General features: G+C 69.5%; 13 protein-coding genes. 2 read left to right on the top strand and 11 right to left on the bottom strand.

All coding sequences use genetic code 11. The features are described 5' to 3' along the window. Positions 1-106 precede the first annotated feature (106 nt). The 6 genes from infB to murA form a co-directional block, all read right to left on the bottom strand. Entirely contained in the window at positions 107-3,010 is a 2,904-nt protein-coding gene (gene infB / locus IT359_06695; protein ID MCC6928666.1) for a translation initiation factor IF-2, read from the bottom strand. Positions 3,011-3,019: 9 nt separating this feature from the next. Further along, positions 3,020-3,370: a ribosomal L7Ae/L30e/S12e/Gadd45 family protein gene (locus IT359_06690; GenBank protein ID MCC6928665.1), complete on the bottom strand. Its 351-nt coding sequence runs from the start codon at positions 3,368-3,370 to the stop codon at positions 3,020-3,022. A gap of 51 nt (positions 3,371-3,421) precedes the next feature. Next, the gene (gene nusA / locus IT359_06685) at positions 3,422-4,741 is read right to left on the bottom strand and encodes a transcription termination factor NusA (protein MCC6928664.1); all 1,320 of its coding nucleotides are present in this window, start codon (positions 4,739-4,741) and stop codon (positions 3,422-3,424) included. A gap of 11 nt (positions 4,742-4,752) precedes the next feature. After that, complete coding sequence (locus IT359_06680) at positions 4,753-5,217, bottom strand: ribosome maturation factor RimP (GenBank protein ID MCC6928663.1); 465 nt, start codon at positions 5,215-5,217, stop codon at positions 4,753-4,755. Between the two features lie 220 nt (positions 5,218-5,437). Then, on the bottom strand, positions 5,438-6,175 hold the full coding sequence (locus IT359_06675; protein MCC6928662.1) for a polyphenol oxidase family protein: 738 nt from the start codon (positions 6,173-6,175) through the stop codon (positions 5,438-5,440). Positions 6,176-6,221: 46 nt separating this feature from the next. Beyond that, complete coding sequence (gene murA / locus IT359_06670) at positions 6,222-7,514, bottom strand: UDP-N-acetylglucosamine 1-carboxyvinyltransferase (protein ID MCC6928661.1); 1,293 nt, start codon at positions 7,512-7,514, stop codon at positions 6,222-6,224. 138 nt (positions 7,515-7,652) lie between these two features. On the opposite strand from murA, the gene IT359_06665 reads away from it, so the two are divergent. Both IT359_06665 and IT359_06660 read left to right on the top strand, forming a co-directional pair. Beyond that, positions 7,653-8,507, top strand: coding sequence for a hypothetical protein (locus IT359_06665; GenBank protein MCC6928660.1), 855 nt, complete (start codon positions 7,653-7,655; stop codon positions 8,505-8,507). A gap of 22 nt (positions 8,508-8,529) precedes the next feature. Next, positions 8,530-9,498, top strand: a complete 969-nt coding sequence (locus IT359_06660; GenBank protein MCC6928659.1) for a zinc dependent phospholipase C family protein — start codon at positions 8,530-8,532, stop codon at positions 9,496-9,498. A gap of 144 nt (positions 9,499-9,642) precedes the next feature. On the opposite strand, the gene gatB is transcribed toward IT359_06660, so the two are convergent. Genes gatB through IT359_06635 form a run of 5 tightly spaced genes read right to left on the bottom strand, consistent with a single transcriptional unit; the run spans position 9,643 to position 16,422 of the window. Then, the gene (gatB, locus tag IT359_06655) at positions 9,643-11,097 is read right to left on the bottom strand and encodes an Asp-tRNA(Asn)/Glu-tRNA(Gln) amidotransferase subunit GatB (protein ID MCC6928658.1); all 1,455 of its coding nucleotides are present in this window, start codon (positions 11,095-11,097) and stop codon (positions 9,643-9,645) included. After that, a complete protein-coding gene (gene gatA, locus IT359_06650; protein MCC6928657.1) occupies positions 11,094-12,533 on the bottom strand; it encodes an Asp-tRNA(Asn)/Glu-tRNA(Gln) amidotransferase subunit GatA in 1,440 nt (479 codons plus the stop codon). Before gatA ends, gatB begins: the two co-directional genes overlap by 4 nt. A 17-nt stretch (positions 12,534-12,550) precedes the next feature. Then, a complete protein-coding gene (gatC, locus tag IT359_06645) occupies positions 12,551-12,874 on the bottom strand; it encodes an Asp-tRNA(Asn)/Glu-tRNA(Gln) amidotransferase subunit GatC (protein MCC6928656.1) in 324 nt (107 codons plus the stop codon). Then, positions 12,875-15,274 (bottom strand): UvrD-helicase domain-containing protein, encoded by a 2,400-nt coding sequence (locus IT359_06640; protein MCC6928655.1) that lies wholly within the window; start codon positions 15,272-15,274, stop codon positions 12,875-12,877. Continuing rightward, positions 15,271-16,422 (bottom strand): HAMP domain-containing histidine kinase, encoded by a 1,152-nt coding sequence (locus IT359_06635; protein MCC6928654.1) that lies wholly within the window; start codon positions 16,420-16,422, stop codon positions 15,271-15,273. Before IT359_06635 ends, IT359_06640 begins: the two co-directional genes overlap by 4 nt. Position 16,423: the final 1 nt, after the last annotated feature.

Genomic DNA, 16,423 nt, shown 5'->3' with positions numbered 1-16,423 from the left:
GCGCACTGCACCCAGGGGGATTCGTTCGTCAGGCGGCACGGACGCACGAGCGCGCCCGTCCGCGGGGCGACCACCGCGCCGCGCGGTGGTCGGCATCGGCGGGCGATCAGCTTCCCGCCGATTCGGGCTGCAGCGTACGGGCGACTTCCTCCGTCTTGTAGCACTCGATCACGTCGCCGACCTTGAGGTCGTTGAAGTTCTCGAGGCCAATACCGCACTCGTAGCCTTCCTTGACTTCCTTGACGTCGTCCTTGAAGCGACGGAGCGACGCCAGCGTGCCGTCGTACACCTCGACCGCGTCGCGAATGAGGCGAACGCGACCCGTCTTGGTGATGATACCGCTGCGGACCGAGCACCCGGCGATGGTCCCGATGCGCGACACCTTGAAGATCTCGCGCACCTCGGCCTCGCCCAGCACCACCTCCCGCTCTTCCGGACGGAGCATGCCCTCGAGCGCGGCGCGCACGTCGGCCACGGCCTCGTAGATGATCCGATAGAGCTTGATGTCGACCCCTTCGCGCTCCGCTGCTGCACGGGCGTTGTTGTCAGGCCGCACATGGAAGCCGATGATGATCGCGCCCGACGTGCGCGCGAGCAGGATGTCGCCCTCGGTGATGGCGCCGACGCCGCGGTGCACGACGTCCACCTGCACTTCGCTGTTGGAGAGCTTCTGCAGCGCGTCGGCGAGCGCTTCCGCCGGTCCGCCCTGGTCGGCCTTGATGATCAGGTTGAGCGTCCGCTTCTGGCCGGCGGCCGCCTGCGACATGAAGTCCTCGAGCGAGACCACGCCCTTGCTGGTGCGACGGCTCTTCGCCTCACGATCGAGGCGCTCGCGGCGCTGCGCGATCTCGCGCGCCTGGCTGGCATCCTCGACGACGACGAACTGGTCGCCGGCCATCGGAACGCCGGTCAGGCCGAGTACCTGCACCGGGATCGCCGGTCCGGCCACCTTCACCGGCTTGCCGCGCTCGTCGAGCATGGCGCGCACGCGCCCGGAGTGCAGGCCGCAGATGAAGTCGTCCCCCACGTGCAGCGTCCCGCTCTGCACGAGGATGGTTGCCACCGGCCCCTTTCCCGGGTCGAGCTGCGCCTCGACGACCGACCCGGTCGCCTTCCGGTCGGGGTTGGCCTTGAGGTCGAGCACTTCGGCCTGCAGGAGCACCTGGTCGAGGAGGTCGGGAACGTTGGTCCCCTTCTTGGCCGAGACGGCGGTCGACAGGGTCGTCCCGCCGAAGTCCTCGAGCACGACGCCGTGCTGCAGGAGGTCCTGCATCACGCGCATCGGGTTGGCGTCAGGGAGGTCGACCTTGTTGATCGCCACGATCATCGGCACGCCAGCGTTCTTGGCGTGCGAGATGGCCTCGATCGTCTGCGGCATGACGGAATCGTTGGCCGCGACGACGAGGATGACGATGTCCGTCACCTGGGCACCGCGGGCACGCATGGCGGTGAACGCCTCGTGGCCCGGGGTGTCGAGGAAGGTGATCTGCTTGCCGTTAGGCAGCGTGACGTGGTACGCCCCGATGTGCTGCGTGATGCCGCCCGCCTCGCCGGCGACGACGTTCGCTTTCCGGATGTAGTCGAGGAGCGACGTCTTGCCGTGGTCGACGTGACCCATGATGGTGACGACCGGCGGCCGGAAGACGAGGTCTTCGGGCTTGTCCTCGGCCTTGGTCTCCCCCATGTCGGCGGCGTACTCCTCCTCGCGCACCGCCTGGAAGCCGAACTCGCCCGCGATCAACTCGATCTGGTCGAAGTCGAGCCGCTGGTTGATGGTGACCATCAACCCGAGGTTCTTGAAGGCAAAGGCGACGATCTGGCTGGCCGAGAGCTTGAGGATCTCGGCGAGTTCACCAACGGTGATGAACTCGTTGACGCGCACCGTCTTCTTCTCGCGCTCGGCCTCCTCGCGGCGAATCGCCTCGAGTTCCTCGCGTCCGTCATCGCGGCGCGGCCCGCCACGCTTGGGGGCGCCGCCACGCATGGCGCCCATGACGCGCGAGATGTTGGCCGACACTTCTTCCTGGTCGACCGCCCCCCGCTTCCCCTTCTTCTTCCCGCGCTGCTGTTGCTGCTGCGGCGCCTGCGACGATCCCGACGACGCCGTGCCACCACCGGCGCCGGGCTTGCCGCGCTGTTCGTCACGGCGCGGCGGGAGACCAACGGCCCCCGAGGGCGACGCCGAGGCGACCGGTCGCGGGCGCTCGAAACCGCCCCCCTGCCCGGCGCGCGGGCGCGGGGCGCCAGGGACGATGGGACGCGGGCGCGGCCGGTCCGGGATGGACGGGCCGGTCGAGTACGTCTGCGGCTGGATGGGCGGCGCGGACGGCGGCGGAGGCGGCGGAGGTGGAGGCGCCACGGGAACGACCGGCTCCGGGGCACGCGCCACGACCGGCGCCGGCGCTTCCGGCGCGGCGGGCGACTCGGGCTCGGCCACCTCCACGGCGGCGGCACGTGGCGTCTCCGCCTCGACCGCCGGGGCGGCAGGAGTCTCAGCCACGGCGACCTCGACCGGGGAGACCCGCTCCTCGGCGATGGCCGTCGCCGGGACTTCGACGGCGGCTGCCTCTTCCGCGGCGACTTCGAGCGCTTCGGCAGCGGCCGCGACGTCGGCGGCCCGACGGCGTCGCACGCCGCCCTTGGCACTGGTGGCGCCCGCGGCGCCGGTGGCACCCGCGGCGCCGGTGGCACCCGCGGCGCCGGCGGCGCCTTCCGCGACGGGAATCGCTGACGGGGCGGCGGCCGGGACCGCCTCCGCGCTCGCGGCGGCTGCCGTGGTGGCGGCGGGCGCTCCCTTGCGGCGGCGTGTGGCGGCGGGGGCGGGCGCCGGCTTTTCCTGGCGCGCGCGCTTCTCACGCTCCCAGCGGGCGCGCACGCGCGCCACCTGGTCGTCCGTGAGCACCGTCAAGTGGCTGCGCACGGGTACGTCCATCGACCGAAGCATGCCGATCACTTCGTCCGCGGAGATCCCGAACTCCCCTGCCATGTCGTGTACGCGAAGCTTGCTCAAACGATCCTCCTAGCGGGCCCGTGCCGGACCCGTGTCCCCATCATTGCCCGCGCCACACAGCGCGAGCACGCCCGACGCCAGCGCACGATCGGTGACCCCGACCACGGCCGTCGCCTCTCGCCCCACGGCGTTGCCTAACGCTGCCGCCGAGGGCCCCTCGATGATTCGTATGCGCCGTGCCTCGAGGAGCGGCACGACCTTGTCCCGCGAATGCCGCGAAGCGTCAGGCGCAACGACTGCCACTGCGAGCAGCCCTTTCTTCGCCGCCTCACGCACACGGTCGACTCCCACGATCGCGCCGCGCCCACGCACGCCGAGCCCCAGCAACCCGAGCAACCGTCGCTCCGTGGACGCATCCATCGCGGTTCCCGCGCGAACTGCCGGCGTGTCGTCCGGTGGTGACGTCTTCAACTACGCCCCGGCCGGACCGTCGCCGTTTCCTTCCTCATCGGTCGTGAGTTCGTTCACGATTCCCATGATGCGATCGGCTTCCTCCGGCGCGATGCCGGGGAGTCGCAGGAAATCCTCGCGCTCCAGATCGATGATGTCGTTCAAGGTACGGTATCCCGCCTCTTCGAGGATGGCCACCGTCGCCGGCGGCATCCCTCCGAGCTCGGCGAGCTTCACGTCCGCCGCATCCTGTTCCTCGGGGAGCGGGGCAAAGATCGGCCCTTCGCTGCGCTCCAGCCATTCGCGGCTCGAGTACAGGTCGATCTTCCACCCCGTCAGCTCCGACGCCAGGCGCACGTTCTGCCCGTTGCGTCCGATGGCCAGCGAGAGCTGGTCCTCGTCCACCACCGCCTGGATCGCCTTTCCCTCCGGATCGGAGAAGACGCGCGCCACCTTGGCCGGCGCCAGCGCCAGCTTGGCAAAGCGCTCGGGATCGGCCGACCATGGCACGATGTCGATGCGCTCGCCGCTGAGTTCGTTCACCACGGCTTGCACGCGCGCCCCCTTGAGGCCGACGCACGCCCCCACCGGGTCGATCGCGTCGTCGCGCGACCAGACGGCAATCTTGGTGCGGCTCCCCACCTCACGGGCGGCGGCGCGGATCTCGACGATGCCCTGCTGGATTTCCGGGACCTCGAGCTTGAAGAGCGCCTTCACGAAGAGTGGGTCGGCACGGCTCAGGATCAGGCGCGGCCCCTTGGGCGTCTCCTCCACGCGCTTGAGCGCGGCGCGAATGGGGTCGCCCTGATGGTAGTGATCGCGGTGGTTCTGCTCGCGGTACGGCATGATCGCCTCCGCTTCGCCGAACTTGTTGAGGATGATCACCAGCTTGCCGCGCTCGATCTGTTGCACCGCCCCCGAGAGGAGTTCGCCGACGCGGTTGGCGAATTCGTCGCGGATCTTGGTGCGCTCGCCCTCACGGACGCGCTGGATGATGCGCTGCTTGGCCGCCTGCACGGCGCTGCGCCCAAACTCGGCGAAGTCGACCGGGATCTCCATCACGTCGCCGACCTGGAACTCCGGGTCCTCGAACTGCGCCTCCTCGAGCGACGTTTCGCGCGAGGGGTCGGTGACCTCGGCCACGACGGTCTTGAGGAGGACGATGCGGATGTCCCCCCGGTTCTCGTCGATCTCGACCTCGGCCTGCACATTGGCGCCATGCTTCTTGGCGAGGGCGGCGTGAATGCCGTCCTGCAACAATCCATGCAATTCCGTGCGGTCCAGCCCCTTGAGGTTGGACAGCTCGCGAATTGCGGTGAGAATCTCTGCGGTTCCGGACATTCGACGACCCTCTACTTGTTCCAGACGAACACGAGACGTGCCTCCTTGACATCCGCCAGCGGCACCCGATGCTCCACACCGCGTTGGTCGCGAACCACCGCGACCTCGCGCCCTTCGTCTCCTTCCAGCCCCACGATGTCGCCCTCGATACGCCCCCCGACCGCGGGGCTCGAGACCGACGCCCGACGCCCGGCAAAGCGACGCCAGTCACCCGCATGCCGCAGCGGGCGCTCAACCCCGGGCGACGACACCTCCAGCACGTACTGATCGCCCACCATTCCCGACGCATCGAGCCTGGGCTCGAGCGCGCGGGACACGTGGGCGCAATCGTCGATCGTCACCTTGGTCCCGTCGCGGCGGTCGATGCGAACATCGAGCAGCGGCCGACGCGCCGTTCCTCCCCTCCGGAACTCGACCAGGTCAAACCCCAGGGCGTCCACCTCTTGCCGAACGAAATCCTGCAGCGCCTGAAGCATATCTCGTCGAAAAACCGGCCCAAGAACAAAAAAATGCGGGGGAACCCTCCCCCACATTTCCGGATCGCGGGCAAGCGCCCCGCGAAGCGAGGTGAATGTACGGACCGAACCGGGGGAGGTCAACCTGACCGAGAGGGCAACGATGCCCCCCTGTGGCAGCCGTCCGATGGCTCGACGGACGCCTCGCTCCCCCCCCGTCGAACGCCGCCTCGACCCCCGATCAGATGCGGGCGATGACGCCGACCTGCCGCCCGGCATCGCCGCAGCGATGCGAATAGAAGCGCGTGTTATCGCAGCGCGTGCACCAGGGGCTGATCGAGATATCGCGGACGCCGGCGGCGCGCAGGTCGTCGGCGATGAGGGCGCGCAAGTCGACCGGCGTCGGCGCGGCGACGGCGCGACCTGTCAGCTCCGCATACACCTCGCTCGAGACCTCGTAACAGCCGCCGCAGATCGACGGACCACAGTGCGCGTGGAGTTCGTGTGCCGGCGCGCCGGCCTCGACCAGTCGCTGTACGGCGCGCGATGCGACTTTCGCCACCGTCCCGCGCCACCCCGAGTGCACCACGGCGACCGCTCCCGTGGGATGGGCGAGGAAGACGGGGACGCAGTCGGCGACGGTCACCGCCAGCGCCGTTGCCGGCGCCAGCGTCACGTGCGCATCTGCATCGGTGGCGCGCATCCAGCCGCTCCATCCCCCCTCGTGCAGGAGGACGCGATCACCGTGCACCTGGCGCGCGAACGCCAGGCGCGTCGCGTGCGGCGACAGCATGTCCATCAGCCCTTGCCAGCGACCGAAGACGTCGCGCGCCGGCTCCCGCGAGTCGAGGGCGAAGTCACCGCGCGCGCGCGTGGTCGTGAAGGCAATCACCCCTAACGCTTCGAAACCGGGCACGGGTTCGAGGTCGGGGCGCCCCGGCGCGCTCCCCGCCGGGCCAATGTGGCCGGCGATGGTCACCGGGACCTCGCGACCGGCCGCTCGCCGCGTGGCGCGGCGCCTCGTGTCACGCCCGTGCGGGGACGCGCGTGATGCGCGCGCCTAACGCATTCAACCGTTCGTCGATGCGCTCGTAGCCGCGTTCGATCTGCGTGGCGTTGTTGATCGTGCTCGTCCCCTCGGCGCACATCGCGGCGAGCAGCATCGCCATGCCGGCGCGGATGTCGGGCGACTCGACGCGCGCCGCGCGGAGCTTCGTCGGTCCCGAGACGATGGCCCGGTGCGGGTCGCACAGCACGATGCGCGCCCCCATCGCGATGAGCTTGTCGACGAAAAAGAGGCGCGACTCGAACATCTTCTCGAACATCAGCACCATCCCCTCGCACTGCGTCGCGGTGACGATGGCGATCGACATCACGTCGGCCGGGAAGGCGGGCCACGGCTGGTCCTCGAGTTTGGGGACGTGCCCACCCAGGTCGGACCTGATCACGCGCGACTGCTCGGCGGGGATGATGAGATCCTCCCCCTCGACCTCGCAATGAATGCCCAGCCGCTCGAAGCCCATGCGCGTGGAGCGCAGGTGCTCGACGCCGGCCCTGACCACGCGGAGCGTCGACTGCGTGACGGCGGCCAGCCCGATGAAGGAGCCAACCTCGATGTGGTCGGGGCCGATGCGGTGTCGCGCGCCCCCCAGCGTCGCCGGGCCGTGCACCGACATCGTGTTCGTCCCGATCCCTTCGATCCTTGCCCCCATCGCAACGAGGAAGTGCGCGAGGTCCTGCACGTGCGGCTCCGACGCGGCGTTGCGCAGCACGGTGGTTCCCGTCGCGGCGACCGCCGCCATGAGCGCGTTCTCGGTCGCCGTCACGCTCGGCTCGTCGAGGAAGACATCCGCGCCGCGCAGCGCAGTGGCGCGGAACTCGTAGCGATCCGTGGCCGACACCGTCGCCCCCAACTGCTCGAACGCCAGGAAGTGCGTGTCGACGCGCCGGCGCCCGATGACGTCGCCTCCCGGCGGCGGCAGGACCACGTGTCCGCAGCGCGCCAGGAGCGGGCCGGCCAGGAGGATCGACGCGCGGATCTTGGCGCACAGGTCGGGGTCGAGTTCTTCGGTGCGAATCTCCCTGGCCTCGATGACCAGCGTGTTGGTGGCCGTCCACTCGGCGCGCGCCCCGACCGCCTGCAGCAGCTGCACGAGGATCTCCGTGTCGCGGATGCGCGGCACGTTCTCGAGCGTGACCTCGTGCGGGGTGAGCAGCGCCGCGGCGATGATGGGAAGCGCGGCGTTCTTGTTGCCGGCTGGTTCGATGCTGCCGGAGAGGCGGTGTCCGCCCTCCACGATGTACTGCACTGATGACATTCGCGTCGTGTTTGGAGTGGGCGAATAATGCCCGTGCCCGACGGGCGTGTTCAAGGCGTCGCTTGACTTCGCTTTCGGCGACGCGGTACGATGCGAGGAAGGCGCGACCCGGCGTCTTCCCTCTCTCTCATCTGCGTGGTGCCCATGTGGTGGCTGGCGCCGTCGATCCTCCTCATGCTGCAGGCGGCCGATTCCGCGGGAACGCGGGTCGTCCTCGAGCGCACCTGGCTCGACACGGCGGCGGGGGTGGCCCAGAGCCTGGTGTCGATCCTCGTGGTGGTGATGCTCATCGTCGGGGTGCTGCTCCTGTACGCCCTGAAGAAGACCATCGACGAACTCAGCGTGCTGATCAAGAACGCGTATGAGCCGCTCAAGGCGGCGATCACCGAGGCGCGGGAAGTGACGGGAGAGGTGCGCTCGCTGGCCAAGGGACTCAAGGCGCCGGTCGAGATGGCGTCGGAGACAATCGCCGACGCGAGCGAGCGCATCCGCACGGTCATGGACGCGGCCGAAGGGCGGTTGGCGCGACTGGACGCGCTCGCCGAGATCGCGCAGGACGAGGTGGAAGGGGTCGTGATCGGCGCGGCGTCGCTGCTGCGAGGGGTGAAGGCGGGGGGGCGCGTGGTCCGGCGCTCGTTAGGGTTCCTGCCAGGGGAGTCGCGTGACGGCCATGCGCTCGAGGGCGACGAGGATGGCGACGAGGATGGCGACGAGGACCATGACGACGACGGCGAGGGTGTCGACGACGAGGACGACGACATTGTCGAAGCCAGGCACGACGCGTTCGGCCACGGTGATGACGACGACGGCGACGACGGCGATGACGGCGATGACGGCGACGGCGATGACGGCGATGACGAGGTTGAGCGCGCGATCGAGGAGAACGCGTGGGGGGAGCACGTGGTCGACGTGCCGGTGAGCAAGGCGCCGGCAAAGGAGGCGCCGGCCAGCGAGGCGCCGCGCATCCGGCATCGCTCGCGCTCGCGGCGTTAGGTCACGGCGACCAGGAACGCTCGTGTCGCGATTGACCACCGTGATGCTGCTGGGCGCGTGCGCGCTCCTCATCCTCCTCCCCTCCACGGCGCTGGCGTGGACGCCGGGGACGCACGTCTTCCTGGGGGAGGCGCTGCTGCGCTCGTTGCACCTGCTGCCGCCAGCACTGGGCGAGTTGCTCCGCGCGTTTCCGTACGAGTTCCTGTACGGTTCCATTGCGGCCGACACGTCGATCGCGAAGAAGTACGCGGCGGCCGGGCGCCACTGCCATTCGTGGATGGTGGGGTTCGAGATCCTCGATCGGGCACGCGACGAGCCGCTGCGCGCCTTCTCGTTTGGCTACCTGGCACACCTGGCCGCCGACGTCGTGGCCCACAACTACTTCGTTCCCCGGCAGCTGGCGGTCACCTCCAGCACCGCGGCGTTAGGGCACAGCTATTGGGAGAACCGCTTCGAGACGCACCTTGGCGAGCGCTCGGCGCGGCGTGCGCGGGAGCTGATCCTCCTCGACCACTCGCGCAGCGACGGTCACCTGGACCGGATCCTGAGCCCGACCATCTTCAGCACCCCGACCAATCGCCGCATCTTTCGCGGCATGGTGCGCGTGACGGACATGGAGTCGTGGCAGCGGATCTTCCAGCTGGCAAGCGAGCATTCGCGTTGGGACCTTCCCAACGACCAGGTGGGGATCTATCTCGCGCGCTCGTTCGACTACGTGGTGGACCTGCTCAATCGGCGGGACGCGGCGGAGCCGTATGCGTTCGACCCGTCCGGAGACCTGCGCTTGCGGCTGGCGAAGCGGGTGCGGCGCGAGGCGTTGCGCCTGGGGGGCGAGGATCGCCTGCTCGAGGATGCGGATCGCCACTTCGGCATGCCGGCCTCCACGCTCGCGCACGCCGCGGCGCTGGCCACGCCACTGTTCGGTGAGGGGGCACCGGAGCAGTCACTGCGCGAGGACACGTCCCCCGCCCCGGCACCCGCCGGCGGTTAGCGCGCGCGCCGGAGGCGGCTCCGGGCGTGCGTCGTTAGGCGCGCGTCGCCAGGCATGCGTGAACGGGCGTGCGCCGTTAGGCGTGCGTGGACCGGTGTGCGCCGTCAGGCGTGCGTCGCCAGCCGTGTATCGTCAAACGCCCGGTCAGGCGGTGCGCTCTGCCAGCTTCGTCGCGATCAACTGGTTGACCTTGCGCGGGTCTGCCCGCCCTCCGGACGCCTTCATGACGGCGCCGACGAGCACGCCGAGGAGCTTCTTCTCACCGGCCGCCAGGCGCGCGACCTCGTCCGGATGCGCCGACCACACGGCGTCGACCCACGCGGCAAGCGCGCCGTCGTCGCTCACCTGCAGCAGCCCCTCGCGCTCGGCGATGGCGCGCGGAGAACCGCCGTCCTGCGCCATGTGCTGGAAGATCTTCTTCGCCGCGCTGTTCGAGATGGTTCCGTCGCGCACGAGGACAAGGAGCGCGGCGAGTTCGGCGGGGGCCACGCGGAACGCCTCGATCGTCACGTCGGCATTGTGGAGGTACGCGAGGAGCTCGCCCATGACCCAGTTGGCCGCGGTCTTTCCGTCGCCGAGTGTGCGCGCCACCTCCTCGTAGTAGTCGGCAATGGCGCGGTTAGCGGTGAGGACACCGGCATCGTAGGCGGGGAGCGCATACCGATCGATGATGCGCGCGCGGCGGGCGGCGGGGAGTTCGGGAAGTGCCGCCTGTTGTGCGTCGACATAGGCATGCGAGAGGACGAGCGGTGGCAGGTCGGGCTCCGGGAAGTACCGATAGTCGTGACTCCCTTCCTTGCTGCGCGCCGGGCGCACCTCGTTCCGGTTGGCATCCCACAGGAGTGTCTGCTGCACCAGGCGCTCTCCCGCCTCGACCAGCGCCACCTGGCGGGCGAACTCCGCCGCGATCGCGCGCTCGACCCCGGAGAACGAGTTCATGTTCTTGATCTCGGTCTTGGTGCCTAACGCGGACGATCCGTGCGGGCGGATGGAGACGTTGGCGTCGACGCGCAGCGAGCCCTCCTCCATGTTGGCGTCGGAGACGCCGCTGTACTCGAGGATCTCCTTGAGGCGGGTGCAGTACTCGCGCGCCTCGGCCGGGGTGCGCAGGTCCGGCTCGGAAACGATCTCGATGAGCGGGGTCCCCGCCCTATTGAGGTCGATGGCGGTTTCACCCGGGAAGCGGTCGTGCACCGACTTGCCGGCGTCCTCCTCCATGTGCGCTCGCGTGATCCCGATGACGCGCGCCGTCCCGTCCGCTGCCGTACCGATCGCGAGTCGGCCGGCCGTCGCGATGGGCTGGTCGAACTGCGAGATCTGGTATCCCTTGGGGAGGTCGGGATAGAAGTAGTTCTTGCGCGCGAAGACCGAGACGGGGTGCACCCTGCACTCCAGGGCGAGCGCGGCGCGCACCGCCAGCTGCACCGCGTGCGCGTTGAGCACGGGGAGCGCGCCGGGGAGCGCCAGGCACACCGGGCACGTGTTGGCGTTGGGCGGCGCGCCGAAATCGGTGGGACAGCCGCAGAAGATCTTGGTGTCCGTCCGGAGCTGGACGTGCACCTCGAGCCCGATGACGAGTTCCCAGGCCGGGTGGCTCATCGTCTCCCGCCCACGCCTAACGCGCGCTCGAGGGCGAAGGCCGCCCCCAGCATGGTCGCCTCGCCAAAGTGCGGCGCCATGAGCTGTGCCCCCACCGGGAGCCCGTCGACGAAGCCCGCGGGGACGGACATGGCCGGGATCCCCGCCAGGTTGGCCGTCACGGTGAAGATGTCACTCAGGTACATCTCGTACGGGTCGCTCACCGCGCCCAGCGAGAAGGCCGGCGTAGGCGTGGTGGGGGTGAGGAGCAGGTGCACGCCCGAGGCGAAGAGGCGCGCGAAGTCGCCCGCAATGAGCTGCCGCACCTCCATCGCCTTGCGATAGTACGCATCGTAGTAGCCGGCAGAGAGGACGTAGGTCCCCAGCAGGATGCGCCGCGTGACCTCTTCCCCGAAGCCGCGGGAACGCGTGGCCTCGTACATCCCGCGCAGCCCGTCACCCGTCAGGCGCATCCCGTAGCGTGCACCATCGAATCGGGCAAGGTTGGACGAAGCCTCGGCGGGGGCGATGATGTAGTACGCGGGAATGGCCAGCTCGGTGTGCGGCAGCGAGACGTCGCGCACCTCGGCGCCGGCCTCGCGCAGGGCGTCGAGCGCCGCATCGCACACGGCGCGCATGCGGGGGTCGAGCGACTCCGGGAAGTACTCGCGCGGGCGGCCAACGACGAGACCAGTCAGCGAGTGCGCTGCAGCGTCGCTGTAGGGCGGCACGGGGACGTCCACACTCGTGGCGTCGTGACGATCGACGCCGGCAATGGCCTGCAGGCCCATGGCGGCATCGCCCACGGTGCGGCCAAAGACCCCGACGTGGTCCAGCGAGCTGGCAAAGGCCACGAGGCCAAAGCGGCTCACACGGCCGTAGGTCGGCTTGATGCCGGTGACGCCGCAGAAGGCGGCGGGCTGTCGCACCGATCCACCGGTCTCCGAGCCTAACGCGATGGGGACGAGGCCGGCGGCGACGGCGGCAGCCGATCCGCCAGACGAGCCTCCGGGAACACGATCGGGGGCGACGGGGTTGCGGGTGGGGCCGTACGCCGAGTGCTCGGTGGACGAGCCCATCGCGAACTCGTCCATGTTGGACTTGCCGACGACGACGGCTCCTGCCGCGCGCAGCCGGCGCACCGCAGTGGCCTCGTACGGCGAGACGTAGCCTTCGAGGATGCGTGAGGCGCAGGTGGTGGGGAGCTGTTCGGTGGCGAGGTTGTCCTTCACCACCACCGGGACGCCGGCCAGCGCCCCCAATGCAACGCCGGTTGCCACGCAGCGATCGATCGACTCGGCGGCGGCGCGCGACCATTCGCGATCGTGCCAGAGGATGATGTTGAGCGCGTCGCGTCCGGCGCCGGCGGCAGTGGCGCGGGCGAACGATGCATCGGTCGCGGCGAGCGCCGAGGCATCGCCAGTGGCAACGCGGGCGCGCAGCTCTGCTGCCGTCAGCCGCAACACGTCGGCGTTCACGCCTCGTCTCCTGCCTCGTCTCCTGCCTCCTCGTGCGTTGCCAGGCGCGGCACCAGGAAGAAGCCGTCGCGCGTGGCGGGAGCGAACGACTCGCGCGGGCGCGTGAGCGCGACCGACCCGACCACGTCGTCGCGCAGCGGCATCCCTTCCCCGTCGGCGCGCGCGTGCAGGTCCACACCCGACGTGTCGACGGCGGCGAGGACGTCCATGTGCGCGAGGATCCCGGTCAGCTCGCGCGCGAGCAGCTCAGTGCGATCCGGCTCGAGTCCCAGGCGCGCGAGGGCGGCAATGTGTCGCACGTCATCGTTGGTGACCGACATTCACTCCACTCCGCGTTCGAGTCCGGCGTATGCCACCACGAGGCGTTTCCGTCCCACCGTGTCGTCGTCGAAGTCGATCGTGACCTTGGCGTCGCGGCCGCTCCCCGACAGCTCGGCAATCGTCCCCTCGCCGAACTTCGCGTGCTTTACGCGAACCCCTGGCGCAAAGAGCGGCGCGTCCTGCGACTCCTCCTCGGCGGGGACGTCGCGCGGCGTGGGGCGTGTGACCGGCGTGCCGGGCCGGCGCTCGGATGGCGTGGGGCGATCACCAAACCAGTCGTTGCGCCCGGCGCTCTCTCCAAAGCGACGATCGCCGCCGGAGCGCGACGCATCGCCACGGCGCGAACTGCCAAAGCCGCCGCCGAAGGAGCCGCCGAAGGAGCCGCTTGAGCGCCCCACCGCGTCGTCGCCGTACAAGCCGCTGCCGCGCAGCCTAACGGTGGCGAGCGACTTGACCTGTTCCTTTGGCAGGTCGCGCACGAAGCTCGACGGGATGGAGTTCAGCATCTCGCCGTTGCGCCGCCGGCTACGCGCGTGCGTGATGAAGAGCACCTCCTCGGCGCGGGTGATTCCCACGTAGAAGAGGCGGCGTTCCTCCTCGAGCAGCGCCGGTTCCTCGCGCGAGCGCGCCAGCGGGAAGAGCCCTTCCTCCAAACCGGAAATGAAGACGACCGGGAACTCGAGCCCCTTGGCGTTATGCAGCGTCATGAGCACGACGGCATCGGCGGTGGGGTCGAGCGCATCGACGCCGGCGACGAGCGTGGCGCGCTGCAGGAAGTGGTCGAGCGGCGTGAGCCCGACCTCGCCGCCGTCGTCAATCACCGTCTCGGCCGCCGACGTGATGAGTTCGCGCACGTTCTCCATGCGCTCGGCCGAGTCGGGCCCTTCGGCGCGGAGGTGCTCGGCGTAGCGAATGGACTCCACCAGTTCGCGCAGCACCTCGTCGACCGGCGATTCCTTTGCCAGCTCGCGCAGCCGCCTGACGAGTGCCGCAAAGTCCGCCAGCGCCGTCCGCGCGGCCGGGCGCATTCCGCCAAGAAGCTGCGGATCGGTAGCGGCGGCAAGGAGCGAGACGCGCGCCTGGTACGCCGCCTCGCCCAGCGTCTCGACCGAGGTCTCTCCCACCCCGCGGCGAGGTACGGCGATGGCGCGACGGAAGGCCTCGTCATCATTGGGGTTGGCGACGAGCTTGAGGTACGACATCAGGTCGCGAATCTCGCGCCGGTCGTAGAAGCGCACGGAGCCAATGAGGCGGTACGGGATCCCGTGGCGACGCAGCCCTTCCTCCATCGCGCGGCTTTGCGCGTTGGTGCGATAGAGGATGGCGAAGTCCTTGAGCGCGCGCCCGCGTGCACTGAAGCGACGCCCCTGGATTTCGCTGATCACGAACTCCGCCTCGTCGCGCTCGTCGAGCGCGGCGACCACCGAGACGGGGTCGCCGCCGGGGCGCGTGGAGCGCAGCGTCTTCCCGCGCCGCTCCGTGTTGACCGAGATGGCGGCGTTGGCCAGGGCAAGGATCTGCGGCGTCGAGCGGTAGTTCTCCTCGAGGCGCACCACATGCGCCCGGGGAAAGTCCTTCTCGAAGTCGAGGATGTTGCGGATGTCGGCGCCGCGCCAGCCGTAGATCGACTGGTCGTCGTCGCCCACGACGGCCACATTGCCGTGCGCACCGCCTAACAAGGACACGAAGCGGTACTGCGCGCGGTTCGTGTCCTGGAACTCGTCTACCAGGATGTAGCGAAAGCGCCGGCGATACTGCTCGAGGAGTGCCGCGTGCTGCTCCAGCAGCTGCACGGGGAGCGTGAGCAGGTCGTCGAACGAGACCGCGTTGGCCTGGCGCATGGCCGGTTCGAGGTTGCGGTACACGTCGGCCACGACCTTGCTGTGCACGTCCATGGCCAGGCGCGCATACTCGTCAGGCGAGACGAGTGCGTTCTTCGCGTCCGAGATCGAGGCGAGGATCGACTGCGGCGCGTGTTCCTTCGTGTTGAGCTTGAGCCGCTCCATCACACGCTTCACCACCGCCAGCGAGTCGTCCTCGTCATAAATCGTGAAAGCCGGCGTGCGCCCCACGAGGTGCGCCTGCGCACGGACGAGGCGCGCCCCGATCGCGTGAAAGGTCCCCACCCACATTCCCGACGGTTCGTGCCCCAGCAACCGCGCGATGCGCTCGCGCATCTCACCAGCCGCCTTGTTGGTGAAGGTGACCGCGAGAATCTGGCGCGCCTCGATGCCGTGATGCTCGATGAGGTGCGCGATGCGCGTGGTGAGGACGCGGGTCTTCCCTGACCCTGCGCCGGCCAGCACCAGGAGCGGTCCGTCGACCGTCAGCACCGCTTCGCGTTGGGCAGGATTCAAACCCGCGATCATCTTGTCCGTGGGGACGATCGACGACGTCATGCGGGCAAGATAATCTGGAAGACGGCGCCCCGGTCCGTCGGCAGAAGGTTGAGCGTCCCGCCGTGCGACTCTTCCACGATGCGGCGCGTGAGGGCGAGCCCAAGCCCCCATCCGTGCTGCTTGGTGGAGAAGCCGGCCTCGAAGATCCGCTTGCGGAGGTCGCGCGGCACGCCGGGGCCGTCGTCAGCCACCATCAGCTTGATCGCCTCAGGCGTGCGCTTCACGCCAATGCGCACGCGCCCGCCGTTGCCGGCCAGCGCATCGATCGCATTCTTGATGAGCGCCTCGAGCACCCATTCGATGAGGACGGGATCGCCCTGTGCAACGAGCGGCCCTTCGTGGATGTACGTCTCGATGGTGACGGCGTGCGCCAGCGACGGCACGCGGGCGCGGAAGTAGTCGGCCACGCGGTGCACGATCTTCCCCACGTCGACCTCCTCGCGATTGGGCGGGCGCCCGATGCGCTCGAAGCGATGGGCCACGCGCTCCAGGCGCTCGAGATCGCCCTGCATGTGATCGAGGGCGCGCGTGGTGAGCGGGTCGGCATCGCGCTCGCGCAGCAGCTCGATCCATCCACTGAGGCTCGACAGGGGAGTGCCCAACTGGTGCGCAGACTCGCGCGCCATCCCCGCCCAGACGCGCTCGCGATCGGCGTGCGCCCTCGTGCGGAAGATGTACAGCGCCGCCAGCAGCACGAGGCCGAGCACGCCGGCCTGCAGGAGCGGGACAACGCGCAGTTCACGCACGAGCGGCGTATGCCCGAAGTGCACCGTGCCGATGTTCGGCTCGCTCACCGGTTCGTTCTCCTCATCGAGCCGGATGATCCATTGCGTCAGGCGAGGATCGTCCGGCTTGAAGGAGGAATCGGGGCCCAGAAAGGGAAGGTTCGCCGCCGCCGTCGGTCGCCCCGAGCGGTCGGTGACGATGACCGGAACGCCTGAGCGCCTGATGTGATCGGAGAGTTCAAAGAGCGCGCCGAGCGGATTGCTGGCCGTGTCGGTGAGAGCGCGATAGACCTGCGCGTACATGCGCCCTTCCCGCCCGGCCTCGGCGCGCAGGCGCGAGACCACGCGCTGCGTGTAGAGGACGTAGGACCCCAGCACGAGCGCCACCACCACGCCCACGACCCACGTGGCGCGGCGCCGCATG

The sequence above is a fragment of the Gemmatimonadaceae bacterium genome, assembly GCA_020852815.1.
Lineage (GTDB): Bacteria > Gemmatimonadota > Gemmatimonadetes > Gemmatimonadales > Gemmatimonadaceae > SCN-70-22.
The sequence above is the reverse complement of the archived record's forward strand: the minus strand, read 5'-3'. Positions and strand labels throughout refer to the sequence as shown.